The sequence below is a fragment of the Paraburkholderia sp. UCT2 genome, from assembly GCF_014397665.1.
Lineage (GTDB): Bacteria > Pseudomonadota > Gammaproteobacteria > Burkholderiales > Burkholderiaceae > Paraburkholderia > Paraburkholderia tuberum.
Genome location: NZ_VZQO01000006.1, coordinates 138,600 through 163,635 on the forward strand (window position 1 = coordinate 138,600; position 25,036 = coordinate 163,635).

Genomic DNA, 25,036 nt, shown 5'->3' on the forward strand with positions numbered 1-25,036 from the left:
GTGAAAGATGGCAATTCCGGCTTACATGTGGGTCAAGGACGACGGTGGTGCGGACATCAAGGGTTCGGTGACGGTCCAGGGTCGCGAAGGCAGCGTCGAGCTCGTCGCGTTCGACCATGGCGTGAACATCCCGACCGATGGCAACACGGGCAAGCTGACCGGTACGCGCGTGCACAAGCCGATCAAGCTGACCAAGGAAACCGATGCGTCGACGCCGTACCTGTACAAGGCGGTGACGAGCGGTCAGACGCTGAAGTCGGTCGAGATCAAGTGGTACAAGATCGACGACGCGGGCAAGGAGAAAGAGTACTTCAACACCAGGCTCGACAATGTGAAGATCGTGGCCGTCAACCCGAAGATGCTCGATATCAAGAATCCGGACTACGAGAAGCACAACCACATCGAAGAGGTCGAGTTGCGCTACGAGACGATCACGTGGTCGTACAAGGACGGCAACATCATCCACAAGGATACCTGGAACGAGCGTTCCTGATCCTGGCCACAAGCCATGTTGTGCCGGAACCGGTACTGCACCCCGCAGCCGGTTCCTTTTTGCCAGCCCCGTACGTGGGCTGGCACTTTTTTGATACGGGTAGAGCGGCGTTTCTGCCCCGTTCCGTGATACGGCATTGATATGACACTGCGCGACTCTACCCACCTGCTTCGCCGGCTCAACCCGCACTGCGCGAGAGCGCTCGAGGCGGCTGCGAGCCTCTGCCAGACGCGCCTCGCGGACGAGATCACCGTCGAGCACTGGCTACTCAAGCTTATCGAGGCAGACGACGGCGACATTCCTACGATCTTGCGCCACTACGGAATCGACATCAATGCCGTCTGGGACGCGCTAATGGCGGCGATCGATCACCTGCCCCGCAACCTGCGCGGCAAACCCGCCCTTTCCCTACAGCTGGCGACCGTGCTGCAGGATGCCTGGAACTGGGCATCATCGCAGGAGGCTGACCAGCCCATCCGTTCCGGTCATCTGTTGCAGGTGATTGTTGACGCGCCGCACGTGCTGCGTGCGCAAAACGCGTGGCCGCTGCTGTCGGTCAGTAGCGCGCAGATCCAGCGCCTGATCCCGCGACTCGGCCACCAGTCCTGCGAAAACCAGCCCGACGAAGCAGAACCGGCGGCGCCAACGACAGCGCCAGCATCCGGAGTCGACGCAAGCCAACCGCCGTCGGCCACGAGTGCGCCCACGAAACATACGCCGCCGCGCTCGACCGACGGCGAGGCACTTGCCCGGTTCGCCATCGACCTGACCGACAAGGCCCGTCGCGGCGAGATTGACCCCGTGTTCGGGCGCGAACGCGAAATCCGGCAGATGGTCGACGTGCTCGCGCGGCGACGCAAGAACAATCCGATCCTCGTCGGCGAGCCGGGTGTTGGCAAGACCGCGCTGGTCGAAGGCCTCGCGCTACGCGTCGCTGAAGGCAGCGTGCCCAATGTGATCCGCGACGTACGCATTCTGACGCTCGACCTGGGCCTGCTGCAGGCAGGCGCCGGTGTGAAGGGCGAATTCGAGCAGCGCCTGAAGAACGTGATCGACGAGGTGCAGGCTTCGCCCCTGCCAATCCTGCTCTTCATCGACGAAGCCCACACGCTGATCGGCGCGGGCAACGCCGCGGGCGGCGCCGACGCGGCGAACCTGCTGAAACCCGCGCTCGCGCGTGGTGAACTGCGCACGATCGCGGCCACCACCTGGTCGGAATACAAGGAATATTTTGAGCGCGACGCGGCACTCGAGCGGCGCTTCCAGATCATCAAGGTCGACGAGCCCGATGACGAAGCAGCGTGTCTGATGCTGCGGGGGCTCGCGAGCCGCTACGCGAAACACCATAACGTGCATATCCGCGACCAAGCGCTCGTCGCGGCCGTGAAACTCTCGCGCCGCTATATCCCGGCCCGGCAGTTGCCCGACAAGGCGGTCGACCTGATCGACACGGCTGCGGCGCGCGTGCGCATGGGGCTGGAATCGCCGCCGTCCGAGCTGCAGCGTGCCCGCGCAGCAGTCGCCGCGATCGAAATTGAACGCTCGACGCTCGACGCGGACGAACGGGCCGGCGTTGACGACGTCACGCCGCGACGTGATGCGCTCATTGCTGCTCTTGCTGATGCGAACAGTGAACTGATGGCTTTGCAGGCGCGCTACGAGCATGAGTTGGGGCTCGTCCAGGCGTTGCATGTACAGCGGGACACGAAAGATTCAAAACCGGATGCCGGAGCGCTTGCGAGCGCGAAGCGGACACTGGCCGATGCACAGGGCAGGACAGCGCTGGTTTTTGCGGACGTTGATGCGCAGGTGATCGCACGCGTAGTCGCTGAGTGGACCGGCGTGCCGGTCGGCGATCTTGTCGAGGACGAACTCAGGAGCCTGCTGACGATCGAGGACAGTCTCGCGAAGCGGGTCGTCGCACAGGACGATGCGCTGGCCGCGCTCGCGGAGAGCCTGCGCACCGCCAAGGCGGGGCTGAAGAGCGAGCGCACGCCGCTCGGCGTGTTCCTGCTGGCTGGTCCCTCGGGTGTCGGCAAGACCGAGACAGCGCTTGCGCTTGCCGATGTGCTATTCGGCGGTGAGGCGGCGCTCACGACCATCAACATGTCGGAGTACCAGGAAGCACACACGGTGTCGCAACTGAAAGGCTCGCCGCCTGGCTACGTCGGCTTTGGCCGCGGCGGCATCCTGACCGAAGCGGTGCGGCAACGCCCGTACAGCGTCGTGCTGCTCGATGAGATCGAGAAGGCTCATCGCGATGTGCTCGACATCTTTTATCAGGTGTTCGATCGCGGCATGATGCGCGACGGCGAAGGCCGCGAAATCGACTTCCGCAACTGCGTGATCCTGATGACCTCCAACCTCGGCAGCGCGCAGATCGACGAGGCAACCGCGGAGAACCCCGCCATCTCGCAGGCCGAACTGCTCGAGGCGATCCATCCGCAGCTCGTTGCGCACTTCCAGCCCGCGCTGCTCGCGCGCTTCCAGACGCTGGCGTATCGCCCTCTGGGCGCAGGTGCGCTCGCTTCGATCGTGCGGCTCAAGCTCGCGAAAATCGCCGACCGTCTGCGCAGGCAGCACGACGTCGCATTGACCGCCGATGACGCCCTGACCGATTCACTCGCGCAGCGTTGCCTCGCGCGTGAATCGGGTGCGCGCAACGTCGATGCGTTCCTCAACCAGCGGATCCTGCCCGCCGTGTCGCGCGAACTGCTCACGCGGATGGCGAACGGCGCGGCGCCGGCGGAAATCCAGCTGTCCGGTTCGTCTGAAGGGAATCTCACGATCGACTTTGTTGAGCACGATGATGTGCCGGCAGCCGGGGCGAACGCACCAGCAGTGGAGCAAACGGGCGAACGTGTGCCGGCCGACGCCGGCATCTAGGAGAGCGCACGATGCCAGCAGGCCCGTCCCTTTATGACATGCTGCTCGGCCAGATCGGCGGGGAGCCGCTCGATGCCTACGACGACAGAACGCTCGAAATCATGAGCGTGCAGCAGAATGTGCGGCGCATCCTCAACACGCGCGCGGGCGCGCTCAAGCACCTGCCCGATTATGGCCTGCCGGACCTCACGAACATCTACAAGGCACTGCCCGCTTCGTCCCACCTGCTCAGGCAGCAGATGGAGGCAACGCTTTTGAAGTACGAACCCCGGATTCGCGCAATCGACGTCGAGATCATCGACAATCAGGACCCCGGCGTGCTCGTGAGCTTCGAGATGACGTGCCACATGAAGAAGGCCGGCCTGGTGCGGTTCGGCACGTACTTCGAGCCACCGGGACGGATGCGACTTGAGCGGAAGACTGAAGCAAAGTAGCCCTTCGATGAGTGAAGAACCCGATCCGCTGAGACAGGGCCATCTTATAGATGGCCCTGTCCGCCCACGCAAATTTCTTCATTATTGTTTCACTGTCTATTTCCGGCTTCGTGCCGTGCATTTGCAATGCGTATGTGGGAATCCCTTCAATACGACTTTTGCTTGCCCGAAAGAGATGCAAAAACCCGCCTCTTTTGCGCGCAAGGCGAGTGAGTACGGAGATGAGCCTGCAGGTGTTGGCCTACAACCTGAAGCGGGTCATGAACATACTTGGCGTTGCAGGGACGATGAAGGCCATGAAGATGGTTAGAAGCTAAAGCCCCGAGGGTCTTTTTTGTGCTCGCGATGTTCGATTAGTGCAAACTCGCAGTATCAAACTCGATCGGGGTCATCCAGATAACGAGTCGGTAGCATCGCGAGGAATGCATCCATCCGGACATGCAAAAACACGTCTGGGGGCGACAATGATTTCGTCCGGACCTCCTGCTTGACGCTATCCATTCGAATCCCTGATTCGTTCCGCCAAGACAGCGGCTGCCTCTCGCCAAAACCTCAGGCAACCGGAGTGTGCGGGTAACTTCGCTGGTTGGCACATGGCCTCCTCGGGTGTCCGTCCTGTTATTGGCGACGCCGTGCGAAATTGAGGTGCAGCGCATCGCAACCTTTTCTCCCCGCTCTGGCCGGAAAACAGGAAGTGATCAAGAATTTGAGCAATTCGGCGCCCCGATTACACATTTCCGGGTCTGCTCTCGCTGCAAGTCGAATGCGCTTTTCTCCGGGCGTAGCCCAAGCCCTCCTAGTTCTCGCCTGCTTCGATGCAGGCTTTCTTGCGCGTCCCCGAAGGGGCTCCCGCCCCTGCTTTCGCATACTGAAACGTCAGTCCGATATTCCGCATTGTGAGAGACGCGTGACACTCTTTATTTTTCACTGACGCTTTTTATTTCCAGGATCAAGAACACGACTCGATACCCGCCCCCGAAATTTACTTGACATCTAAACTATCAAAACCTAAATTAATCTCACCGCAAAGTTCATTTTTGGGAACCAGCATGCGCATAGTCTGTATCGGCGGCGGTCCGGCCGGTTTGTACTTCGGTCTGTTGATGAAACAACGCAACCCCGGCCATGAAGTCATGGTAATCGAGCGCAACCGCCCCTACGACACCTTCGGCTGGGGCGTCGTGTTCTCCGACCTGACGCTCGGCAATCTGCGCGCCGCCGACGCCCCGAGCGCCGAGTCGATTCTCGACGCGTTCAATCACTGGGACGACATCGAGATTCATTTTCGCGGCCGCAGCGTGCGCTCATCGGGCCACGGTTTTTGCGGCATCGGTCGCAAACGTCTGCTGAATATCCTGCAAGCGCGCTGCGAAGAACTCGGCGTGAAGCTCGTGTTCGAAACCCAGGTCGTGGACGACAGCGCGTACGACGCGGACCTGATCATCGCGAGCGACGGCCTGAACAGCCTCGTGCGCCAGAAATACGCGGACACCTACCAGCCGGACATCGACGTGCGCGACTGCCGCTTCGTGTGGCTCGGTACGAAGAAGCTGTTCGAGGCGTTCACGTTCGCGTTCGAGCAAACCGAATTCGGCTGGTTCCAGGCACACGCCTACCGCTTCGACGATCAAACCTCGACGTTCATCGTCGAAACACCGGAACGCGTGTGGCGCGCCGCCGGTCTCGACGAAATGAGCAAGGAAGACAGCATCGCGTTCTGCGAGAAGCTGTTCGCGAAGTACCTCGACGGCAACGCGCTGATGTCGAACGCGGCGCATCTGCGCGGCTCGTCGCAATGGATCCGGTTTCCGCGCGTCGTCAACAAGGAATGGGTGCATTGGCGCAGCAACGCGAACGGCACACGAACGCCGATCGTGCTGATGGGCGACGCCGCGCACACCGCGCACTTCTCGATCGGCTCGGGCACCAAGCTCGCGCTCGAAGACGCGATCGAACTCGCGAACAGCATCAGCGCGCACCCGGGTTCGCGCCTGGACGATCTGGCCGCCGCATTGAAGCACTACACCGAAGTACGCAGCGTCGACGTGCTGCGCATCCAGAACGCCGCGCGCAATTCGACCGAATGGTTCGAGCACGTCGATCGTTATACGTCGTTCGAGCCGGAACAGTTCGCGTATTCGTTGCTCACGCGCTCGCAGCGCATCTCGCACGAGAACCTGCGCGAGCGCGATGCGCAATATCTGTCCGGTTTCGAGGACTGGCTCGCGAAGCGCGCGGGTGTCGAGCGCGCCGCTGACAGGCATTCGATTCCGCCGATGTTCACCCCCTTGAAGGTGCGCGGCGTCAAGCTGAAAAATCGCGTGATGGTGTCGCCGATGGCGCAGTACTCGGCGGTAAACGGCGTGGCCGGCGACTATCACCTGATGCATCTCGGCGCGCGCGCGATGGGCGGCGCCGCGCTCGTGATGACCGAGATGACCTGTGTGTCACCCGAAGCGCGTATCACTCCCGGATGCCCGGGCATGTACGCGCCCGAGCATCTGGTCGCGTGGAAACGCATCGTCGATCTGGTCCATCTGCAATCGGATGCGAAGATCGGCATCCAGCTCGGCCACTCGGGCGCGAAAGGTTCGACGCGCGTCGCGTGGGAAGGCATCGATCAGCCGCTCGACGAAGGCAACTGGCCACTCGTTTCGGCGTCGCCGCAGCAGTACCTGCGCGGCATCAGCCAGCATTCGCGCGAAGCCACGCATGACGAGCTGCGCGCCATCGAGCAGCAGTTCGTCGAGGCGACGCGCATGTCGATCGAAGCGGGTTTCGACTGGCTCGAACTGCACTGCGCGCATGGCTATTTCCTGTCGAGCTTCCTGTCGCCGCTCACGAATCACCGTACCGACACATACGGCGGTCCGCTCGAAAACCGTCTGCGTTATCCGCTGCAGGTATTCAGCGCGATCCGCGCGGTGTGGCCGCAAGACAAGCCGATCTCGGTACGGATTTCGGCGCACGACTGGGTCGATGGCGGCAACACGCCCGACGACGCCGTGAAGATCGCGCAAGCGTTCAAGGCGGCCGGCGCGGACATGATCGACGTGTCGTCGGGCCAGGTCAGCAAGGAAGAAAAGCCCGTGTTTGGCCGCATGTTCCAGACGCCGTTCGCCGATCGCGTGCGCAACGAAGCCGGCATCGCGACGATCGCGGTTGGCGCGATTTCGGAAGCCGACCACGTGAACAGCATCATCGCGGCGGGTCGCGCCGATCTGTGCGCGATCGCGCGTCCGCATCTCGCGAATCCGTCATGGACATTGAACGAAGCGGCAAAGATCGGCTATCTCGACGTCGCGTGGCCGAAACCCTATACCGCCGCGAAAATGCAGCTCGAACGCAACCTCGAACGCGAGCGTGCGCAGGCCATCGCCAACGCCGGCCTCACGGCGCAACAACGCGCGCAACGCGCCGAAGGAACCGTGTGAACACCTCAGACACTCCTCTCGCCGGACAACACGCGGTCGTCACCGGCGGCGGCAGCGGCATCGGCGCGGCCATCGCGCAGGCGCTGCTGCGCGCCGGCGCGCGCGTCACGCTGATGGGCCGCAACGCGCAACGCCTCGACGCGCAGCGAGAGCAATGCGCGGCGCTCGGCGACGTCGCGTGTGTCAGCGTGGACGTCACGCAAGAAGATTCGGTGGCGCGCGCATTCGGGCAGGCGGGCGCCGCCGATATCCTCGTGAACAACGCGGGCCAGGCGCAGGCCGCGCCGTTCACGCACACCGATATCGCGCTGTGGCAACGCATGGTCGACGTGAATCTGACTGGCGTGTTTCTCGGCACGCGCGCCGTCCTGCCCGGCATGCTCGAGCGTGGCTATGGCCGCATCGTCAATGTCGCGAGCACCGCGGGGCAAATCGGTTATGCGTACGTCGCCGCGTATTGCGCCGCGAAGCACGGCGTGATCGGTCTCACGCGCTCGCTCGCGCTCGAAACCGCGACGCGCGGCATCACGGTCAATGCAGTGTGCCCCGGCTACACCGAAACCGAGCTGCTGCATGCCTCGCTCGAACAGATCACGAGCAAGACCTCGCGCACCGAAGCACAAGCGCGCGAAACGCTGCTGCGCTCGAATCCGCAGCGCCGCTTCGTGAATCCGGAGCAGGTCGCGAACGCGGTGTTGTGGCTGTGCCGCCCCGGCTCGGATGCGATCACGGGGCAATCCATTTCCATTTCGGGTGGAGAAGTGATGTGAGCAAATCAACCCAGGCAAAAAAGTCGGCGGCGGCATCGGATGCGAAGCTGTCGCGCAAAGGCGTGGCTCAACCCGCGGAGAACGTCGTGGACCTCGAAATGAGCACCGGTGCCGACAGCCACATGGGCCTGCGTTTGTGGCTGCGCATGCTGACCACCACCAACCTCGTCCAGGCCGAATTGCGCAAACGTCTGCGCACCGAATTCGACACCACGCTGCCGCGATTCGATCTGATGGCGCAGCTCGAACGACATCCCGATGGCCTGAAGATGACCGAGCTATCGCGCCGTTTGATGGTGACGGGCGGCAACGTCACTGGCATCACCGATCAGCTCGAAAAAGAAGGGCTCGTCACGCGCGACACCGATCCGAACGACCGCCGCTCGATCAGCGTGTGCCTGACGCCCGCTGGCCGCAAGGCGTTCGACAAAATGGCCGTCGCGCACGAGCAATGGGTCGTCGAACTGTTCGGCGGCCTGAGCCTCGACGAAAAGATGAAGACGCATCAGGACCTCGGCAAGCTCAAGCAGCATCTGCTCGACAGCCTGAGAGGCTGACTTCGCACTGGAGGAATACATGACACGATCCAACGCCGATGCACTGTTGTCCGGCAACCGCCTGACCCTGGCAGGCCACGAGGCGAAGCATGTCGGCTGGTCGGTGAGCGACAAGGTCGCGACGATCACGCTGAACCGTCCCGAGCGCAAGAACCCGCTGACCTTCGAATCGTATGTGGAGCTGCGCAACCTGTTCCGCGATCTCGCGTACGCGACCGACGTGAAAGCCGTCGTGCTACACGGCGCGGGCGAAAACTTCTGCTCGGGCGGCGACGTGCACGACATCATCGCGCCGCTGATCGATCTGCCGATGCCCGAGTTGTTGATGTTCACGCGCATGACCGGCGACCTCGTCAAGGCAATGCGCCATTGCCCGCAGCCGATCGTCGCAGCCGTCGACGGCGTCTGCGCGGGCGCCGGCGCGATCCTCGCGATGGCTTCCGATCTGCGCCTCGGCACCGCGCGCAGCAAGCTCGCGTTCCTGTTTGCGCGCGTCGGCCTCGCCGGCTGCGACATGGGCGCGTGCGCGATGCTGCCGCGCATCATCGGCCAGGGACGCGCCGCCGAACTGCTGTTCACCGGCCGCTCGGCAAGCGGCGACGAAGCTCACGCCTGGGGCTTCTACAACCGCCTGTGCGACCCGGCCGCGCTCATCGAAGTAACACAGAAGCTCGCCGCCGATCTCGCGGCCGGTCCGAGCTTCGCGCACGGCATGACGAAGAAGATGCTGCACCAGGAATGGAGTATGAGCATCGACGAAGCGATCGAATCCGAAGCGCAGGCGCAGGCGATCTGCATGGGCACGCGCGATTTCGAGCGCGCATACAACGCGTTCGCGGCGAAGACGCGTCCGGTGTTCGAAGGAGACTGAGTTGAGCGCCGATCATCAGAACATCCCGATCGATTTGCACAGCCCGCTCGCGTGGCCGTTTTTCGAGCCGCGTCATCGCGAACTCGCGGCAGGCATCGACGCATGGTGCCGCGCGCATCTCACGCATGACGAGCATGGCGACACCGATGCGACCTGCCGTCTGCTGGTGCGCGAACTCGGTCACGCCGGCTGGCTGAACTACGGCGTGGGCGGCGTCGCCTATGGCGGGCACGGCGACACGATCGACACGCGCGCCGTATGCCTGCTGCGCGAAACGCTCGCGCGCTATTCGGGCCTCGCCGATTTCGCCCTCGCGATGCAAGGCCTCGGCTCGGGCGCGATCTCGCTCGCGGGCACGCATGAGCAGAAATCGCGTTATCTGCCGCGCGTCGCGAGCGGCACGGCGATCGCCGCGTTCGCGCTGTCGGAGCCGCAAGCGGGCTCGGACGTCGCCGCGATGGCGCTCGCGGCTCGCGAAGAGGGTGAGCACTACGTGCTCGACGGCGAAAAGACGTGGATTTCGAACGGCGGCATCGCGGACTTCTACGTGGTGTTCGCGCGCACCGGCGAAGCGCCGGGCGCGCGCGGCATCAGCGCGTTCATCGTGGATGCGCAGACACCGGGCCTCGACATCGCCGAGCGCATCGACGTAATCGCGCCGCATCCGCTCGCGCGCCTGCGCTTCACGAACGCGCGCGTGCCGAAGAGCCAGATGCTAGGTGCGCCCGGCGAAGGTTTCAAGATCGCCATGCGCACGCTCGATATTTTCCGCACCTCGGTGGCGGCCGCATCGCTTGGCTTTGCCCGTCATGCGATGGCCGAGGGCCTCGCGCGCGCGGCGTCGCGCAAGATGTTCGGCCAGACGCTCGGCGACTTCCAGTTGACCCAGGCGAAGCTCGCGCAGATGGCGTTGACGATCGACAGCAGCGCGCTGCTCGTCTATCGCGCCGCATGGCTGCGCGACCAGGGCGAAAGCGTCACGCGCGAAGCCGCGATGGCGAAGTGGCACGCGAGCGAAGGCGCGCAGCAGGTGATCGACGCGGCAGTGCAGCTTTACGGCGGCATGGGTGTGCAAAGCGGCAGCGCGGTCGAGATGCTGTACCGCGAGATCCGCGCGCTGCGCATCTACGAAGGCGCGACCGAGGTGCAGCAGCTGATCGTCGGCCGCGATCTGTTGAAGGCGCATGCCGCCGCGAACGGGAAGGCGCAATGAGCACTTCGTTCGAGCGGCCCATACGCATCCGCTTTTCGCACTGCGATCCCGCGGGCATCGTGTTCTTTCCGCAGTACCTCGTGATGACCAACGTGCTCGTCGAAGATTGGTTCAACGAGGGCTTGCGCATCGACTACGCGCACATGATCGCGCGGCGCCGCATCGGCCTGCCGATCGTCAAGCTCGACTGCGAGTTCTCGCGGCCGAGCCAGATGGGCGAAACGATCCTGCTCACGCTCAAGGTCCGAACCGTCGGCCGCAGTTCGATCGGCATCGAGATTCACGGTCATTGCAACGGCGAAACGCGTTTCCGCTCTAAACAGGTGCTCGTGTTCATATCGTTCGACAGCGGCAAATCCATCGATATTCCCGGCGACGTCGCGAGCGCGCTCGCGGCGTACGCTCCATCGGCCCCCTCCATCGAGGCGCATCGCTCATGAAACAGGCTCTCCTTCCCGCCGGCTGGGTCAAGCCGCGCGGCTATGCGAACGGCGTCGCTGCGAGCGGCACGCAGGTGTTCATCGCCGGCCAGATCGGCTGGGACGAACAGGCGCAGTTCCAGTCCGATGACTTCGCGCAGCAGTCCGAGCAGGCGCTGAAGAATCTGCTCGCCGTGTTGCGCGAAGCGGGCGGCAAGCCCGAACACCTGGTGCGCCTCACGTGGTACGTGACCGACAAGCTCGAGTATCTCGCATCGCTGAAGGACATCGGCCGCGCGTTTCGCGAGCTGATCGGCGACTACGACATCGCGATGAGCGCGGTGCAGGTCGTCGCGCTGATGGAAGACCGCGCGAAGGTCGAGATCGAAGCCACCGCGGTGATTCCGCACTGAACGTCGTACAGGTACCGAACGCACAGGCAAGCCCTTCACACCGAACGAAGCGCATTTTCCGGCTCAACGCCTCGGGAGACCATGATGGAACCGTCAGCACACGTCGATACTTTCGCGCGCGACAATCTTCCGCCGCAGGATCAATGGCCCGTCTTACTGCTCGACAATCCGGACGTCGCCTATCCGCCGAGGCTGAACTGCGCGACCGAACTGCTGGAGCGGACGATCGAGGCGGGGCATCGCGACCGGCCGGCGATCTGGTCCGACGTGGACGGCAAGCCGCAAGCCACCACGTACGGCGAACTGCTCGCGCGGGTCAACCGCAGCGCGCATGTGCTCGTCGATGAAATGGGCTTGCGCCCCGGCAACCGCGTGCTGCTGCGCGGACCGAACACATTGCAGATGGCCGTCGCCACACTCGCGGCGCTGAAGGCCGGGCTCGTCGTCGTGCCGACCATGCCGCTGCTGCGCGCGAAGGAGCTCAAGCAGATCATCGAGAAGGCGCAGGTCAGCGCCGCGCTTTGCGACGCGCGCCTGAGCGCGGAACTCGAGCGCTGCACGAATCCGCGGGACGAGTTCTACTGCGCGGTGCTGAAACAGACCCGCCGCTTTCACGACGACTCCGCCGATTCGCTCGACACGCTCGCCGTCAACAAGCCCGAGCACTTCACCGCCAGCGACACCGCCGCGGACGACATCTGCCTGATCGCGTTCACGAGCGGCACGACCGGTGCGCCGAAAGGCTGCATGCATTTCCATCGCGACATGATCGCGATGTGCGACCTGTTCCCGCGTCATGTGCTGAAGCCTTGCGCGAACGACATCTTCTGCGGCACACCGCCGCTCGCGTTCACGTTCGGGCTCGGCGGGCTGCTGTGCTTTCCGCTGCGCGTCGGTGCCTCGACGGTGTTGGTCGAAAAGCTCACGCCGCAGACCTTGCTCGAGGTGGTCGAACGATTTCATGCGACCGTGATGTTCACAGCGCCGACGTTCTATCGGCAGATGGTGCCGCTCGTCGCGCAACATGACCTTTCGTCGCTGCAGAAGACCGTGTCGGCCGGCGAGGCGCTGCCCGATTCGACGCGGCGCCTGTGGCGCGAGGCGACCGGCATCGACATGATCGACGGTATCGGCGGCACCGAGCTGATCCACATCTTCGTTTCGTCGCAAGGCGCGGAGATCCGGCCGAACGCAATCGGCCGCGCGGTGCCGGGCTACGTCGTGCAAGCCGTCGACGACGACATGCAACCCGTGCCGCCCGGCACGATCGGCAAACTCGCGGTGCGCGGCCCCACCGGCTGCCGCTATCTGGCCGACGAACGGCAGTCGCGCTTCGTGCGCGACGGCTGGAACCTGCCGGGCGATTCGGTCTATCTCGACGCGGACGGCTACGTGTTCTACCAGGCGCGCGCCGACGACATGATCGTGTCGGCCGGCTACAACATCTCCGGTCCTGAGGTGGAAAGCGTGCTGATGCAGCACGAGGCGGTGGCCGAATGCGGCGTGATCGGCGTGCCCGAAGAAACGCGTGGGCAAATCGTGCGAGCCTTCGTCGTGGTGAACCCGGGCTACACCGCCGACGACAAACTGGTCGCGCAACTGCAGGATTTCGTTAAGAATAACGTCGCGCCGTATAAATATCCCCGCGTCATCACGTTCGTCGGCGCGCTGCCGCGCACCGAAACCGGCAAGCTCAAACGTTTCGAGTTGCGCATGATGACGTAACCCCTATCTTTCGTGAGACTGGAGGCAGACTGCATGGCCGGCTCTTTCATCGAAGTCGTCGCCCACGATGGCGGCCGTTTCAACGCATACGTCGCGCGGCCCGCGCAGGGCTCGGGCCCAGGGCTCGTGCTGCTGCAGGAAATCTTCGGCGTCAACGACACGATGAAAGCGACCGCCGATCGCTACGCCGAAGAAGGCTACGTCGTGCTCGTGCCAGATCTGTTCTGGCGCATCAAGCCGAGCATTGCGCTTGGCTACGGCGACGCCGACATGAGAGAGGCGCTCGGCTATCTGGGGCAGTTCGACGCCGACGTCGCGGTCAAGGACATCGCCGCCACCGTCGCCGCGTTGCGCGGACTGCCCGAGCAGGCCGGCAAGGTGGGCGTGGTCGGCTACTGCCTCGGCGGCAAGCTCGCGTTTCTGAGCGCGGCGCGCACCGACGTCGATTGCGCGGTCAGCTATTACGGCGTGGGCCTCGAAGCGCATCTCGACGAAGTATCGGCAATCAACTGCCCGATGGTGTTCCACTTCCCTGAAAACGACGCGCACTGCCCACCCGAAACGCGCGAGCGCATCAGCGCCGCGCTGCGCACGCGACCGCAAATCGAGCAATACGTGTACCCCGGCTGCGATCACGCGTTCGCCGCGCCGCAGCGCAAACAGTACGACAAGCCCGCCGCGATGATGGCGTACTCGCGCACGCTCGCGCTGCTGCGCAAGGTGCTCGGTCCGGTCTACGATCTGAACGCGCTGTGGGAAGCGCACTGCTATCACGAGTTCGCGACACGCGACGTCGACGCGGTGATGCCGACGATGGTCGCCGAGCCCTACGTCAATCACGTGCCGACGATGACGGGCGGCGTCGGGCATGACAATCTGAAGCGCTTTTACACGCATCACTTCGTCAACTCGAATCCGCCCGACACGAAGCTGATTCCGATTTCGCGCACGATCGGCTCGGATCGCGTCGTCGATGAATTCATTTTCAGCTGCACGCATAGCTGCGAAATCGACTGGCTGCTGCCGGGCGTCGCGCCGACCGGCAAGTACTTCGAGGTGCCGATGCTCGCCGTGGTGTGCTTCCGCGGTGACAAGCTTTATAACGAGCATATCTATTGGGATCAGGCTTCGGTGCTCGTGCAGGTGGGGCTGCTCGATCCGGAGGGCTTGCCGGTGGCGGGGATTGAAAGTGCGAGGAAGTTGCTCGATGAGACGTTGCCGTCGAATGGGTTGATGGGGGGTAAGTCGAAGGTTTAAGGAACTGGTGCTGCCGTCGCTGTGTATCATCCGAATGACTCGCGCCGGCAGCGCGTATTAATCGCGGCGTGCAAGACCGAAAAACTCATCATCCAATCGACGAAAATCTGGCGATCATGCGGTCATAGAATGACGGCGGCAGCTTTATAAACGACGCGTCGTCGCCGCCGCGGGAAAATGAAACGCCTTCGTCGCCCACCCAAATCAATTCAGGAACCGGTGTGCTGAAGGTTCTGCGCACTAGCAGTTTGCCTGACGCGGCGTCGTAGACCTGACCGAGATAAGCCGGGTCGTTGCCGCCTCTCCATTGGAGCAGGCATCGCTCCGCAGTGTAGCGGCCGTTTTTTGACGTGCTTTTGATGCATTCGCTCGCATTCCTGTGATCGGGGTGCGTCGCGACGAGAAGCACGGCAAACGCGACTGTGAGCACTACAGCGCCCCATCCGATCGATCGCCCCGGTTTCATAAATACACCTTGATCGGTGGGTCGATTCGAACAAGCTTTCGATCCGAATAGATCACGAAGTCACCTCCTCGCTGATGTTTTATTGCCCACTCTCTAAAGTCCTTATTGTGAACCGGGTAGTACACGTTGCCCCTGACCTTCGGGTTCCCCAGTGCAACGGGATAGGAAAAATACAATCGCGGTTCGTTCAGATATGACATCGCGCCGTTGTAAGCCAGAACGATCACCCCGTTTTTGCTCCAATGGCCAAGATATTGCGACGCCTCGCCAGGCTTGTCGGTGAAGTCGTAACTATCCTTAATATAAACGTAGATACCTGAGATTTCTGCAACCCTGGTATTGCCTTCCTTCCCGCTCGAAGCCGCCACCGCGCGCGGCGGCAAATACGAAATCCTCGGCGGTGATTGAAGCGGAACCGCGCGCGGCTTCGCGCAACGCCGCCGCCCAGGATTTCGTAGTTGGACGCTAAATGTGCGGGTGCTAGACTCGAAAACCCATCGTCGGTGATCGACCGAATCCGCGTAAAGGGGCGTCCGCATGACCCATTCCCTCCACGGCAAGCAACGCTGGCTCGCGCTAATCGTGCTCTGCCTCGGCGTACTGATGATCGTGCTCGACACGACCATCGTGAACGTCGCGCTGCCGTCCATCGCAGCCGATCTCGGCTTTAGCGAAACTTCGCTCGTGTGGGTCGTCAACGCCTACATGCTGACGTTCGGCGGCTGCCTGCTGCTCGGCGGACGGCTTGGCGATCTGTACGGACACCGCAAGCTGTTTCTCAGCGGCATTACGCTCTTCACGCTCGCTTCGCTCGCCTGCGGCCTCGCGAATTCGCAGGTGCTGCTGGTCGCCGCGCGCGCCGTGCAGGGCCTGGGCGGTGCGATCGTCTCGGCGGTATCGTTGTCGCTGATCATGAATCTGTTCACCGAAGCCGGCGAACGCGCGAAGGCGATGGGCGTGTATGGCTTTGTCTGCGCGGGCGGCGGCAGCATCGGCGTGCTGCTCGGCGGACTGCTCACCAACCTGCTGAGCTGGCACTGGATCTTCCTGGTCAATCTGCCGATCGGCATTGCGGTGTACGCGCTGTGCCTCGCGCTACTGCCCGCCGCGCGCGGCCACGCGCACGGCGAACGGCTCGACGTGGCCGGGGCGCTCAGCGTGACCGCATCGCTGATGCTGGCGGTCTATGCGATCGTCAACGGCAACGAAGCGGGCTGGACTTCGGCGCAAACGCTCGGCCTGCTGTTCGTCGGGCTCGCGCTGCTTGCCGTGTTCCTCGCAATCGAGGCGAGAATCGAACACCCGTTGATGCCGCTCGCTCTGCTGCGTTTGCGCAATGTCGCGACCGCGAACCTGGTCGGCGTGTTGTGGGCGGCGGCGATGTTCGCGTGGTTCTTTATTTCGGCGCTGTATCTGCAGCGCGTGCTCGGCTATCGGCCATTGCAGGTGGGGCTCGCGTTTCTGCCCGCGAACCTGATCATGGGACTCTTTTCGCTGGGATTGTCGGCGCGCGTGGTGATGCGCTTCGGGCTGCGTCGTCCGCTCGCGGCCGGCCTGCTGATCGCGGCATGCGGGCTTGCGCTGTTCGCGCGTGCGCCCGTCGACGGCAGCTTCGTACCCGACGTGTTGCCCGGCATGTTGCTGCTCGGCTTTGGCGCGGGCATCGCGTTCAATCCGCTGCTGCTCGCCGCGATGAGCGACGTCGATCCCGCCGATTCGGGCCTCGCGTCGGGCATCGTCAATACATCGTTCATGATGGGCGGGGCGCTCGGGCTTGCGGTGCTCGCGAGTCTTGCCGCCGCGCGTAGCGAGGCGATGCAGGCGTCGTCGAGTGCGGCGGCTGCGCTGAACAGCGGGTATCACGTCGCGTTTCTGTTTGGGGCGGTTTTTGCGGCGGCGGCCGGCGTGCTGGGTGGGCTGTTGCTGAGGCCGGGGCAGGCGGGTGGCGCCGCGGGCGTGCATGGTGACGCGGCGGAATCGTCTCGGCCCTCCGCCGCGACCGCAAAACCGCAAGCGCGATCAAATGCGTGAGTTCGCCGCTGACTATGCTGGCTTCATGCTGACATGAGAGCCGAGATGAACCCGGTTGGAAAAGCGCTCTGGTATATCGAAAGCCACTTCGCCGGCGAGTTGACGCTCGACGACATCGCCCGCTGTGGCTGCGTATCGCGCTTTCACCTCGCACGCGCGTTCGAAGCGGCCACCGGGATGCCGGTGATGCGCTACGTTCGCACACGGCGTTTGAGCGAGGCCGCACGACGTCTGGCCGATGGTGCGCCCGACATCCTCGCGGTCGCTCTCGACGCCGGCTACGGCTCTCACGAAGCATTCACGCGCGCGTTTCGCGAACAGTTCGGGCTCACGCCCGACGCGCTGCGCGCGCGGGGTCATCTCGACAACCTGACCATCGTGGAGCCGATCAAAATGGACGAAACCCTGCTCACCCATCTGGACCCGCCGCGCTTCGAAGACGCGCGACCGTTTCTCGTCGCTGGACTGAGCGAGCGCTATACGTGCGACAGCAGCAAGGCGATCCCATCCCAATGGCAGCGCTTTGGCGCCTGGTACGGCAGGGTGCCGGGACAGGTCGGCAAGGTGGCTTATGGCGTTGGCTATAACGCCGATGAACTGGGTAACTTCGACTACATGTGCGGCGTCGAAGTCAGCGATTTTTCCGCATTGCCGCCAGAGTTGAGTCGTGTGCGCATCGCCGCGCAACGGTATGCGGTGTTCGCTCATCGCGAACACATCTCAGGCATTCGTCGCACGATGAATACGATCTGGAATCAGTGGTTGCCCGCGTCAGGGCACGTGCCTGCCGATGCACCGCATTTCGAACGGTATGGCGAGCAGTTCGACCCGGTGACGGGGATGGGTGGAGTCGAAGTCTGGTTGCCGCTGAAAAGTTGATGGTCGATTCGGCGGATGGCCGTTGCGGATGGCCGTTGTGGCCGGCCATCCGCCTGATCGTTCACGGAGTGGCATGTCTGCTGCTGTCATGCAATGCATGCACGTCGTCGTATTCCCGCGAAATGTCCTTATTCGTGTAATCGCCCAATCTCATGGCGGCCGCCACGCTAATCACCGCGCACGCGAAGACATACCACGCCACCGCAAATCCCGAATGGAAGTAAGCATAAAGCGCCGTCGCAATCAACGGTGCCGGACCGCCAGCGATGACGGAAGCCAACTGATAGCCCATCGACGCACCGCTGTAGCGCAAGCGCCCCGTGAACGATTCGGCGATCAACGCGGCTTGGGGACCATACATCATCGCGTGCGGCACCAGCGAAAGTACGATGGCCGCGAAGATCCATATCGGGTTATGGGTTCCGACCATGAAAAAGTACAGGAAGCCGAATAGCCCGACAGCAGCGGCACCGATCACATACATGCGTCGACGTCCGATCAGATCAGACACATGACCAAACAGCGGAATCGTGAAGAATTCCAGCACCGAAGCGGCCAGCACCGCCGTGAGCAACAGATCGCGTGTGACGCCCAGACTCATCACACCATAGGTGAATATAAAGGCCGTGAAAATATAGAACGGCGCCTGTTCCGCCATACGCGCAAGAGCCGACAGAAGAATGTCTTTCGGCTGCCGGCGCAATACTTCACGCATCGGCGCCTTTTCGATCCTGCGCTCAGCGAGCAGCTTCGCGAAGATAGGCGTCTCGAGGATACTCAAGCGGATATAAAGGCCGATCGCGACCAGCACGATACTGAGGAAAAACGGCACCCGCCAGCCCCAGGTGAGAAATGCGCTGCCGGAGATCTGGCTGACGGCAAGCACCACCAGATTCGCGACGAACAATCCCGCCGGTACGCCGAACTGCGGCCAGGACGCGATGAAACCGCGATGCTTGTTGGTACGTGCCCACTCCATCGACATCAACACCGAACCGCCCCACTCGCCTCCAACGCCCACACCTTGAATGAAGCGCAGCGCCGTGAGCAGGATTGCCCCCCAGATACCGATCGTCGCATAGGTTGGAACAAAGCCCACGGCAAACGTCGCGAGTCCCATCAGCAACAGCGTCACGATTAACGTGGCTTTACGTCCGATGCGATCGCCATAGTGGCCGAAAATCGCCGCGCCCACCGGCCGCGCGATAAAGCCGACAGCGTAAATCAGAAAAGCTTGCAGTGTGCCGACGAGCGGGTCCGATTCAGGAAAGAACAGTTTCGCGAATACAAGACCCGTGACAATGCTGTATAGGAAGAAGTCATACCATTCGATTGTGGTACCAATCGTGCTGGCGATGACAGCGCGGCGCAACTGGCGCCGAGCCTCCTCATCCGAAAGGGGCACCGCCCCTGATTGCGTGGCAGCCATTTGATATCTCCCCAAAATGGACGGGTGACATCGTTTTTTGACATTTGAGGTATTGCGTGGTTCCAGCGAGGACGCGAGGTACGTGCAGCGAAAACCGGCTTTGCGGCTACTGTTATGGCTGGGCGGCCGGGTCGATAAAAACCGGCTCCGAACCACTATTCGCAGAGAGCGGGGCTTTATTCAGAGAGACATTGGGAAATTGCATTTTTTGCCGAATTAGCAATCGGCAATGCTCGCTCAATGCAATTGATACCGATGGAGCAACTTGCTTCGCACTAGCAGGCACCTCGCATGCTCATCACACCCATTCCAATCACACCAACGGAATGTAGATATCCGTCTGCCACTGATCCAGCGGCGTCTCAGGATAGACGCTCAGGTAGTAGAAAAACAGCGGATGGTCCCGCAACTCTTCCCCACTCGAAGGCAACCAGTCGCGATAGACCGGGTAGATCGTCTCGCCGATGTGGTCGGTTGATCCCGTGTGCCGAACCACCGCGCACCGTCCACCCTGCATCACGAGCTCGCGCACGCCATAGAGATTCGGCGCGACCGGCTCGTCGATCTCTCCGCAGATATCGAAACGGAATTCATCCGCTGGCACCGTGTCTGGATTGCCGTGCGGGACGCCGAAGGTCCGGCTCGACGCCACCGGTGATTGTCCGCTTTGAATACGCCAATCGATGAACTTGCGCGCACTTTCATTGACGAGTCCGGGCGAACCACAATGTTCGAGCGCGGCAACGCGGGTTTCTGCAAAATCGACGATTTTCACTTGCATGGTCAGTTTCCTCGAAACATAGGGGACAACAAAACTCGCACTCCAGAATTGCCATGTTGGATGTCGTCGAAACGCGCTCGGCGCCATGCCGAACGCACGCTTGAACGCACGGCTGAAGGCTTCGGGACTGTCGAAGCCGGCGTCGAGCGCGGCATCGAGAACCGGGCACGTCGCCTGCGACGCGAGGCGGCGGCCCGCGCGACGCAAGCGCATCAACTGCACGTAGCGTGCGACGGGCACGCCGACATACGCGACAAACTGCCGATGAAAGTGGAACATCGAGAAGTTTGCGATGCGGCTTAGCGCGTCGACCGACAGATCGCCCTCGAGGTTTGCATCGATATAGGCGAGAACGGCTTCGAAGCGCTTCGTGTAGGCAGCGGTGGCGTCTGTGTGAGCTAACATGGTCTGGATCGTGCGAGTGTCGATATGGTCGCCGAGGTTGGACACATCTTACCTAGCCGGACTTGCTCGATCTTCAATTGGCTCGCCGCCGAGCCGGAGAATTTACGTAAACTTATCTTCGTTCACCCGCGCTTCCTGAGATTGTCCGCCGATGCCCTCTTCGATCAGCAATTCGCTCCTTTGGATCTTCGACGCGTTCGAACGCGATCCGACGTATATGCGTCGGCGGATGTTTGGTAGCGACGCTGCGTATATCGATGGGCTGTTGTGCCTGGTTGCCGCCGATCGCGATAAGCCGTGGAATGGGCTGCTCGTCTGTACGTCGCGGGAACGCCATGCTGCTCTGATTACCGATATGCCTGCGTTGCGGCCTCACCCGGTGCTTGGGAAATGGCTTTACCTGCCACAGGAGGATCCTGCGTTTGAAGACACTGTCGAGCAGTTGACGGCACTCGTGCTGGAGCGGGACCCGCGAGTGGGTGTCGAGCCTAAGCCGAAAAAGCGGCGCGGTAAGTCGGTGTTGCCGGAGGGTTGAAGCGCGGCAGTGCCGTTTCGGTCTCTCTTCCTGTCCGAACGCGCGCTCATGCCGGGCAATCATCCAATCAGCCGCGAATCGCACCACCCCGTCATACTCTCGCCGACGAACCCGGCAGGGATGTAGAAGGGCGTCGCTCAACGCGAATTCCGGCGCAGTGACGTGGACCACGCCGGACCCGCTCGGAAGCCGCGCGGAGGCAGCCGTCAGTGTCGCCAATGGCGTGGTCTTCGGATGCAATCTCGACTACACGAATGGCACGATGTACGCGCTCGATTCTTCCAACGGAAAAGTCCTGTGGTCATTCAATAGCGGGGGTGCATGCAATACCGGGCCGGCCATTGCGGACGGCGTGGTGTTCTGGGGCTCTGGCTCGACGAGTGGACCGGGGCCGCTGAAATTGTTCGCCTTCGGTCTGTAGGAAACGCCCAAGGCCCGGTCCGTTCGCGGCGGGGCCTTTGGCTCTTTGCTACGATGTGAGTCTGTTCCGAAACCGGCGCATTTGGCGCGTACCGCCCGCCGGCCGGCAGTCATCACCGAACTCACCGAGCACTAGACCTTGACGATCCACATCCGCCCCGCCACCGCTTCCGACGCCCCCCTGATCCTGCGCTTCATCACCGAACTCGCGATCTACGAAAAAGCCGAGCACGAAGTCGTCGCCGGCGTCGAAGACATCGAGAAGAGCCTGTTTGCCGAGGGCGCGCCCGCGAAAGCGCTGATCTGCGAAATGAACGGCGAGCCAGTCGGTTTTTGCGTGTACTTCTTTTCGTATTCGACGTGGCTCGGCAAACAGGGGCTTTATCTGGAAGACCTGTACGTATCGCCCGCATCGCGTGGCAGCGGCGCGGGCAAACAGATGCTGCGCCATCTCGCGCAAATCGCCTGCGAAACGGGCTGCGGCCGATTCGAATGGAGCGTGCTCGACTGGAACGAGCCGGCCATCGGCTTCTACAAGTCGATCGGCGCGAATCCGCAAAGCGAATGGGTACGTTATCGTCTCGCCGGCGACGCGCTCAAAGCATTCGCCGAAGGCGAAACCGAACGGAGCACCTAAGCCCGGTCACTGCGCGGAGGCCGCGACGGGCGCCACCTCGAATGCATCGCCCGTCGCGAAGAAGGTACCGCCGGCCACGTAATGGCATGTGCGCAGGTCGGGATCGTCGCCGAAATGCCAGCGGTTGCGCGAATACACGCGGCTATCCGCATACGCGGCGACCACCTCGCCGATGATCAGATCGTGCCGTTGGCTGTCGTCCGGAATCACCTTGCATTCCATCCAGGTGATGCAGCCGGCCAGCATCGGCACGTCGATTTTTTGCGCGAGGAAGGTCTCGAGATCGAACGCGGAGAACTTGTCGAGTTCGACGCCCGCGTGCGTGCCGACCGCGAGCGTTTGCGCGGCGAAACCGCGGCTCGGCAACTGCAGCCCGAACACGCCGCTCGCTTCGATCAGGCGACGCGTCAGCGTGCGGCTATCGACGACCACCACCACCTTCGGCGGATTGAAGTCGAGCGGCATCGACCATGACGCGGCCATCACGTTCGATCGACCATCGTGTGCGCTCGTGATCAGCGTGACGGGTCCGTGATTGAGCAGTTGAGTCGCGCGCGACAATTCCACGGTTTCTCGGGTGGCGTTCATGGCATCGTGATGGCGTCGAAAGAATGACGCTGATTGTAGCGGGGCGGGAGAAATGCGGTGCGGCGTAGGGCCGAGCGATACGAGAGCGATTCGAACCACGCGCGGATGGCGGCCGAATCGAACTGCCGGGCGGCAGCCCACAAGCCGCCACCCGACCGGACTTCAAACGAATTTCAAGGGACCCTCAATGTGGCGCCTTGCCGTTCGGCACCGCATTGAGCGGCTTGTGCTGCTCGTCGCCGAGCCCCGGGAAGAACGCGTTCCAGGCGGCGCGCACGCCTTGCGCCGCGGTGGCTTCGGCGCCGACCGACTCGGCCGCGCCGTCCGCGGCTTTCGAGGGATCGGCGGACAGGCCGCGCCAGTGCGTGAATACGAGCAACGGCTTTTCGGTCCACACGCCGTCGCCAAATTTCGCAAACGCCGTGTCCCCGCTCGCCAACTGCACTTCGTACCAGCCTTCGCGTACGGGCGTATGGATGGCAAGGTCAAACCACGGGGTCGGTTCGATTTCCTTCATGTCGTCTCCGGTCGGATAGATCGTCATCGATAACCACACTGAACGCATTGTTCGTGCCCATCGCCGGCGCCACACCCGCCGCGCGACGGGACGGGCAACCGCGGCACATGCGGGCAAACCAGCACATCGGAACTGCGAAGTCGCCGCGCATACGACACGATAGCGCGACATGGGCCAGGCGGACAGACGTAAAACTTACATGCCCGGAGTGGCGGGCGTGCGGCGTGGCGGGGTGGGTTTTTTGCGGGGCCGGACGACGGTTTTTCCGCCCCGTTTTGCCGCGCGCTTCGCAGCCGGTCGCGCCTCGCCCTCCATCTGCCGCACCACCTCCGCCAGCGCTTTCACCGCGGGCCCCAAGCGCTCCGCCTCCGTATTGCCATACCCGATCACAAGCCCGTTCATCTGCTCCGACGCCCCGATCGAAAACCCCGACAGCGCGCGCGGACTCAACGCCAACGCCTGCGCCCGCGCAGTGAGCGCGCGATCGTCGAGCGACGCCGGCAGCCGCAGCGTCAGATGCATGCCGCAATCGCCGCCAAGAATCTTCGCTGCCGGAAAATGCTCGGCCAGCGCGTCGCGCAGCGCCTGCTGCCGCTCGCGGTACAGCCGCCGCATCCGCCCGAGATGCCGCCCGAATTCGCCGCTTTCGATGAAACGCGCGAGCGCCAGTTGCTCCAGCCGATGCCCGCCGCGCAGCATCTCTTGCAGCGCAACAGCGGCGTGCGCGGCGATCGCGCGAGGCAGCACGACGAAGCCGATGCGCAGCGCCGGAAACATCGTCTTGCTGAACGAGCCGACGTACAGCACGGGCGCCGCGTCGACGAGGCCCTGCATGCTCGCGATCGGCTCGCCGGTGTGACGCACCTCGCCGTCGTAATCGTCCTCGATCAGCCACGCGCCGCAGCGCCGCGCCTCGGCAATCAGCGCAAGCCGCCGCGCCACCGACAGCACCGCGCCGGTCGGATACTGATGCGCGGGAGACGTGTAGATCAGTTTCGGCGGATGCGTGTGCCACGCGTCGGCCGGCACGGCCATGCCTTCGGCGTCGACGGGAATCGGCAGCGTGCGCAAGTCGCCCGCGTTGAAAGCGGCCTTCGCGCCGCGATAGCCGGGGTCCTCGATCCATGCGATATCGCCGGGATTGGTCAGCAGTCGCACGCACAGGTTCAGCGCCTCCTGCGCGCCCTCGGTGATCACGACCTGCGAGCCATCGCAGCGCACGCCGCGCGCCATCCGCAGATGCCCGGCGATCGCGTCGCGCAGCGCGGGCTCGCCGGCCGGCGTGCCGTAGCCCAGCGCTCGCGGTAATGCGCGCTCCATCGCACGTTCGAGCGCGCGCCGCCACGCGGCAAGCGGGAAACGGTCGAGCGCGGGCGTGCCGGGGGTCAGCGCGCACCCGTTGTCGGCGTGCTTGTGCGACGCCGCGAACCGCTCGACGCGCGCCGCGTATACGACCTCCGGCGCGGCCGACGCCGCCGCCCGCTCGCCGCGCGCGGCGGGGCTCGACAGCGGGCTCACGCGCGTGCCCTGGCGATCGGCGATGACGTAGCCGACCGCGGCGAGATGCTCGTAAGCGATCACGACCGTGTTGCGCGACACGCCCATTTCGGCGGCGAGCAGCCGCGACGACGGCAACAGCGACCCGGCCGGCAGACGACCGGCGAGAATCGCCTGCTGCAGACGTTCGATCAGTTGCTTTTGCAGCGGCGCGGGCCGCATGGCCCCGCTGGCGCCGCTCGCGGCGAACGCGTCGTCCGCATGGACGAGCGGTCCGATGATTTCGATCATGGTGGCTGGACCTATCGAATAAGCACGTCGTGGATCTTTTGAACATACCACGTTTGCCGTATCGTTCCTGCATCGACAGGAGAACAGA

General features: G+C 63.2%; 25 protein-coding genes. 18 read left to right on the forward strand and 7 right to left on the reverse strand.

What is annotated here, in order from left to right; genetic code table 11:
* Positions 1-7 precede the first annotated feature (7 nt).
* The 13 genes from F6X39_RS07360 (at position 8) to F6X39_RS07420 (ending at position 14,472) form a co-directional block, all read left to right on the forward strand.
* Positions 8-493 carry an Hcp family type VI secretion system effector gene (locus F6X39_RS07360; protein ID WP_090807873.1) on the forward strand — a complete coding sequence of 162 codons (486 nt, stop codon included), beginning with the start codon at positions 8-10 and terminating at the stop codon, positions 491-493.
* Positions 494-634: 141 nt separating this feature from the next.
* Complete coding sequence (gene tssH / locus F6X39_RS07365) at positions 635-3,379, forward strand: type VI secretion system ATPase TssH (RefSeq protein WP_187616132.1); 2,745 nt, start codon at positions 635-637, stop codon at positions 3,377-3,379.
* An 11-nt stretch (positions 3,380-3,390) separates the two neighbouring features.
* Positions 3,391-3,813 carry a type VI secretion system baseplate subunit TssE gene (gene tssE / locus F6X39_RS07370; protein ID WP_184057939.1) on the forward strand — a complete coding sequence of 141 codons (423 nt, stop codon included), beginning with the start codon at positions 3,391-3,393 and terminating at the stop codon, positions 3,811-3,813.
* A 7-nt stretch (positions 3,814-3,820) separates the two neighbouring features.
* Entirely contained in the window at positions 3,821-4,123 is a 303-nt protein-coding gene (locus tag F6X39_RS07375) for a hypothetical protein (RefSeq protein ID WP_187616205.1), read from the forward strand.
* Between the two features lie 739 nt (positions 4,124-4,862).
* Positions 4,863-7,247: a bifunctional salicylyl-CoA 5-hydroxylase/oxidoreductase gene (locus tag F6X39_RS07380; protein WP_187616133.1), complete on the forward strand. Its 2,385-nt coding sequence runs from the start codon at positions 4,863-4,865 to the stop codon at positions 7,245-7,247.
* The gene (locus F6X39_RS07385; protein ID WP_187616134.1) at positions 7,244-8,017 is read left to right on the forward strand and encodes an SDR family NAD(P)-dependent oxidoreductase; all 774 of its coding nucleotides are present in this window, start codon (positions 7,244-7,246) and stop codon (positions 8,015-8,017) included. The genes F6X39_RS07380 and F6X39_RS07385 overlap by 4 nt, the downstream gene beginning before the upstream one ends.
* Positions 8,014-8,574: a MarR family winged helix-turn-helix transcriptional regulator gene (locus F6X39_RS07390; RefSeq protein ID WP_184030378.1), complete on the forward strand. Its 561-nt coding sequence runs from the start codon at positions 8,014-8,016 to the stop codon at positions 8,572-8,574. Before F6X39_RS07385 ends, F6X39_RS07390 begins: the two co-directional genes overlap by 4 nt.
* Positions 8,575-8,593: 19 nt before the next feature.
* A complete protein-coding gene (locus F6X39_RS07395; RefSeq protein ID WP_187616135.1) occupies positions 8,594-9,445 on the forward strand; it encodes an enoyl-CoA hydratase family protein in 852 nt (283 codons plus the stop codon).
* A 1-nt stretch (position 9,446) separates the two neighbouring features.
* Positions 9,447-10,658, forward strand: coding sequence for an acyl-CoA dehydrogenase family protein (locus F6X39_RS07400; protein ID WP_187616136.1), 1,212 nt, complete (start codon positions 9,447-9,449; stop codon positions 10,656-10,658).
* Positions 10,655-11,098 carry an acyl-CoA thioesterase gene (locus F6X39_RS07405; protein WP_187616137.1) on the forward strand — a complete coding sequence of 148 codons (444 nt, stop codon included), beginning with the start codon at positions 10,655-10,657 and terminating at the stop codon, positions 11,096-11,098. Before F6X39_RS07400 ends, F6X39_RS07405 begins: the two co-directional genes overlap by 4 nt.
* On the forward strand, positions 11,095-11,490 hold the full coding sequence (locus F6X39_RS07410) for a RidA family protein (protein ID WP_187616138.1): 396 nt from the start codon (positions 11,095-11,097) through the stop codon (positions 11,488-11,490). The genes F6X39_RS07405 and F6X39_RS07410 overlap by 4 nt, the downstream gene beginning before the upstream one ends.
* Positions 11,491-11,574: 84 nt before the next feature.
* The gene (locus tag F6X39_RS07415) at positions 11,575-13,215 is read left to right on the forward strand and encodes an AMP-binding protein (protein WP_187616202.1); all 1,641 of its coding nucleotides are present in this window, start codon (positions 11,575-11,577) and stop codon (positions 13,213-13,215) included.
* A gap of 33 nt (positions 13,216-13,248) precedes the next feature.
* Positions 13,249-14,472, forward strand: coding sequence for a dienelactone hydrolase family protein (locus tag F6X39_RS07420; protein WP_187616139.1), 1,224 nt, complete (start codon positions 13,249-13,251; stop codon positions 14,470-14,472).
* Between the two features lie 88 nt (positions 14,473-14,560).
* Here the strand turns inward: F6X39_RS07420 and F6X39_RS07425 are convergent, their stop codons facing one another.
* Both F6X39_RS07425 and F6X39_RS07430 read right to left on the reverse strand, forming a co-directional pair.
* Entirely contained in the window at positions 14,561-14,938 is a 378-nt protein-coding gene (locus F6X39_RS07425) for a hypothetical protein (protein WP_187616140.1), read from the reverse strand.
* Entirely contained in the window at positions 14,935-15,321 is a 387-nt protein-coding gene (locus F6X39_RS07430) for a DUF6402 family protein (protein ID WP_187616141.1), read from the reverse strand. The genes F6X39_RS07425 and F6X39_RS07430 overlap by 4 nt, the downstream gene beginning before the upstream one ends.
* 154 nt (positions 15,322-15,475) lie before the next feature.
* On the opposite strand from F6X39_RS07430, the gene F6X39_RS07435 reads away from it, so the two are divergent.
* Positions 15,476-16,969: a DHA2 family efflux MFS transporter permease subunit gene (locus F6X39_RS07435; protein WP_184030402.1), complete on the forward strand. Its 1,494-nt coding sequence runs from the start codon at positions 15,476-15,478 to the stop codon at positions 16,967-16,969.
* A 45-nt stretch (positions 16,970-17,014) separates the two neighbouring features.
* Positions 17,015-17,848 carry an AraC family transcriptional regulator gene (locus F6X39_RS07440; protein ID WP_187616142.1) on the forward strand — a complete coding sequence of 278 codons (834 nt, stop codon included), beginning with the start codon at positions 17,015-17,017 and terminating at the stop codon, positions 17,846-17,848.
* 61 nt (positions 17,849-17,909) lie between these two features.
* On the opposite strand, the gene F6X39_RS07445 is transcribed toward F6X39_RS07440, so the two are convergent.
* Both F6X39_RS07445 and F6X39_RS07450 read right to left on the reverse strand, forming a co-directional pair.
* Positions 17,910-19,277, reverse strand: coding sequence for an MFS transporter (locus F6X39_RS07445; RefSeq protein WP_187616143.1), 1,368 nt, complete (start codon positions 19,275-19,277; stop codon positions 17,910-17,912).
* Positions 19,278-19,590: 313 nt separating this feature from the next.
* A complete protein-coding gene (locus F6X39_RS07450) occupies positions 19,591-20,463 on the reverse strand; it encodes a GyrI-like domain-containing protein (protein ID WP_187616144.1) in 873 nt (290 codons plus the stop codon).
* 151 nt (positions 20,464-20,614) lie between these two features.
* On the opposite strand from F6X39_RS07450, the gene F6X39_RS07455 reads away from it, so the two are divergent.
* From F6X39_RS07455 to F6X39_RS07465, 3 genes are all read left to right on the forward strand, one after another.
* On the forward strand, positions 20,615-20,998 hold the full coding sequence (locus F6X39_RS07455; RefSeq protein ID WP_187616145.1) for a hypothetical protein: 384 nt from the start codon (positions 20,615-20,617) through the stop codon (positions 20,996-20,998).
* Positions 20,943-21,419, forward strand: a complete 477-nt coding sequence (locus F6X39_RS37330; protein WP_222945142.1) for a PQQ-binding-like beta-propeller repeat protein — start codon at positions 20,943-20,945, stop codon at positions 21,417-21,419. The genes F6X39_RS07455 and F6X39_RS37330 overlap by 56 nt, the downstream gene beginning before the upstream one ends.
* A 138-nt stretch (positions 21,420-21,557) precedes the next feature.
* Complete coding sequence (locus F6X39_RS07465) at positions 21,558-22,055, forward strand: GNAT family N-acetyltransferase (RefSeq protein ID WP_187616147.1); 498 nt, start codon at positions 21,558-21,560, stop codon at positions 22,053-22,055.
* 6 nt (positions 22,056-22,061) lie between these two features.
* On the opposite strand, the gene F6X39_RS07470 is transcribed toward F6X39_RS07465, so the two are convergent.
* From F6X39_RS07470 to F6X39_RS07480, 3 genes are all read right to left on the reverse strand, one after another.
* On the reverse strand, positions 22,062-22,643 hold the full coding sequence (locus F6X39_RS07470; RefSeq protein ID WP_187616148.1) for a flavin reductase family protein: 582 nt from the start codon (positions 22,641-22,643) through the stop codon (positions 22,062-22,064).
* A 184-nt stretch (positions 22,644-22,827) separates the two neighbouring features.
* Complete coding sequence (locus F6X39_RS07475) at positions 22,828-23,160, reverse strand: hypothetical protein (RefSeq protein WP_184030473.1); 333 nt, start codon at positions 23,158-23,160, stop codon at positions 22,828-22,830.
* Between the two features lie 195 nt (positions 23,161-23,355).
* Entirely contained in the window at positions 23,356-24,948 is a 1,593-nt protein-coding gene (locus tag F6X39_RS07480) for a PLP-dependent aminotransferase family protein (RefSeq protein WP_187616149.1), read from the reverse strand.
* Between the last annotated feature and the right edge of the window lie 88 nt (positions 24,949-25,036).

What these genes read in the sequence shown, in the direction of transcription:
- F6X39_RS07360 (WP_090807873.1), top strand. Translation starts at nt 8, where the DNA reads ATGGCAATTCCGGCTTACATGTGGGTCAAGGACGACGGTGGTGCGGAC.
- tssH (WP_187616132.1), top strand. Translation starts at nt 635, where the DNA reads ATGACACTGCGCGACTCTACCCACCTGCTTCGCCGGCTCAACCCGCAC.
- tssE (WP_184057939.1), top strand. Translation starts at nt 3,391, where the DNA reads ATGCCAGCAGGCCCGTCCCTTTATGACATGCTGCTCGGCCAGATCGGC.
- F6X39_RS07375 (WP_187616205.1), top strand. Translation starts at nt 3,821, where the DNA reads ATGAGTGAAGAACCCGATCCGCTGAGACAGGGCCATCTTATAGATGGC.
- F6X39_RS07380 (WP_187616133.1), top strand. Translation starts at nt 4,863, where the DNA reads ATGCGCATAGTCTGTATCGGCGGCGGTCCGGCCGGTTTGTACTTCGGT.
- F6X39_RS07395 (WP_187616135.1), top strand. Translation starts at nt 8,594, where the DNA reads ATGACACGATCCAACGCCGATGCACTGTTGTCCGGCAACCGCCTGACC.
- F6X39_RS07405 (WP_187616137.1), top strand. Translation starts at nt 10,655, where the DNA reads ATGAGCACTTCGTTCGAGCGGCCCATACGCATCCGCTTTTCGCACTGC.
- F6X39_RS07410 (WP_187616138.1), top strand. Translation starts at nt 11,095, where the DNA reads ATGAAACAGGCTCTCCTTCCCGCCGGCTGGGTCAAGCCGCGCGGCTAT.
- F6X39_RS07415 (WP_187616202.1), top strand. Translation starts at nt 11,575, where the DNA reads ATGGAACCGTCAGCACACGTCGATACTTTCGCGCGCGACAATCTTCCG.
- F6X39_RS07420 (WP_187616139.1), top strand. Translation starts at nt 13,249, where the DNA reads ATGGCCGGCTCTTTCATCGAAGTCGTCGCCCACGATGGCGGCCGTTTC.
- F6X39_RS07425 (WP_187616140.1), bottom strand. Translation starts at nt 14,938, where the DNA reads ATGAAACCGGGGCGATCGATCGGATGGGGCGCTGTAGTGCTCACAGTC.
- F6X39_RS07435 (WP_184030402.1), top strand. Translation starts at nt 15,476, where the DNA reads ATGACCCATTCCCTCCACGGCAAGCAACGCTGGCTCGCGCTAATCGTG.
- F6X39_RS07440 (WP_187616142.1), top strand. Translation starts at nt 17,015, where the DNA reads ATGAACCCGGTTGGAAAAGCGCTCTGGTATATCGAAAGCCACTTCGCC.
- F6X39_RS07445 (WP_187616143.1), bottom strand. Translation starts at nt 19,277, where the DNA reads ATGGCTGCCACGCAATCAGGGGCGGTGCCCCTTTCGGATGAGGAGGCT.
- F6X39_RS07450 (WP_187616144.1), bottom strand. Translation starts at nt 20,463, where the DNA reads ATGTTAGCTCACACAGACGCCACCGCTGCCTACACGAAGCGCTTCGAA.
- F6X39_RS07455 (WP_187616145.1), top strand. Translation starts at nt 20,615, where the DNA reads ATGCCCTCTTCGATCAGCAATTCGCTCCTTTGGATCTTCGACGCGTTC.
- F6X39_RS07470 (WP_187616148.1), bottom strand. Translation starts at nt 22,643, where the DNA reads ATGAACGCCACCCGAGAAACCGTGGAATTGTCGCGCGCGACTCAACTG.
- F6X39_RS07475 (WP_184030473.1), bottom strand. Translation starts at nt 23,160, where the DNA reads ATGAAGGAAATCGAACCGACCCCGTGGTTTGACCTTGCCATCCATACG.
- F6X39_RS07480 (WP_187616149.1), bottom strand. Translation starts at nt 24,948, where the DNA reads ATGATCGAAATCATCGGACCGCTCGTCCATGCGGACGACGCGTTCGCC.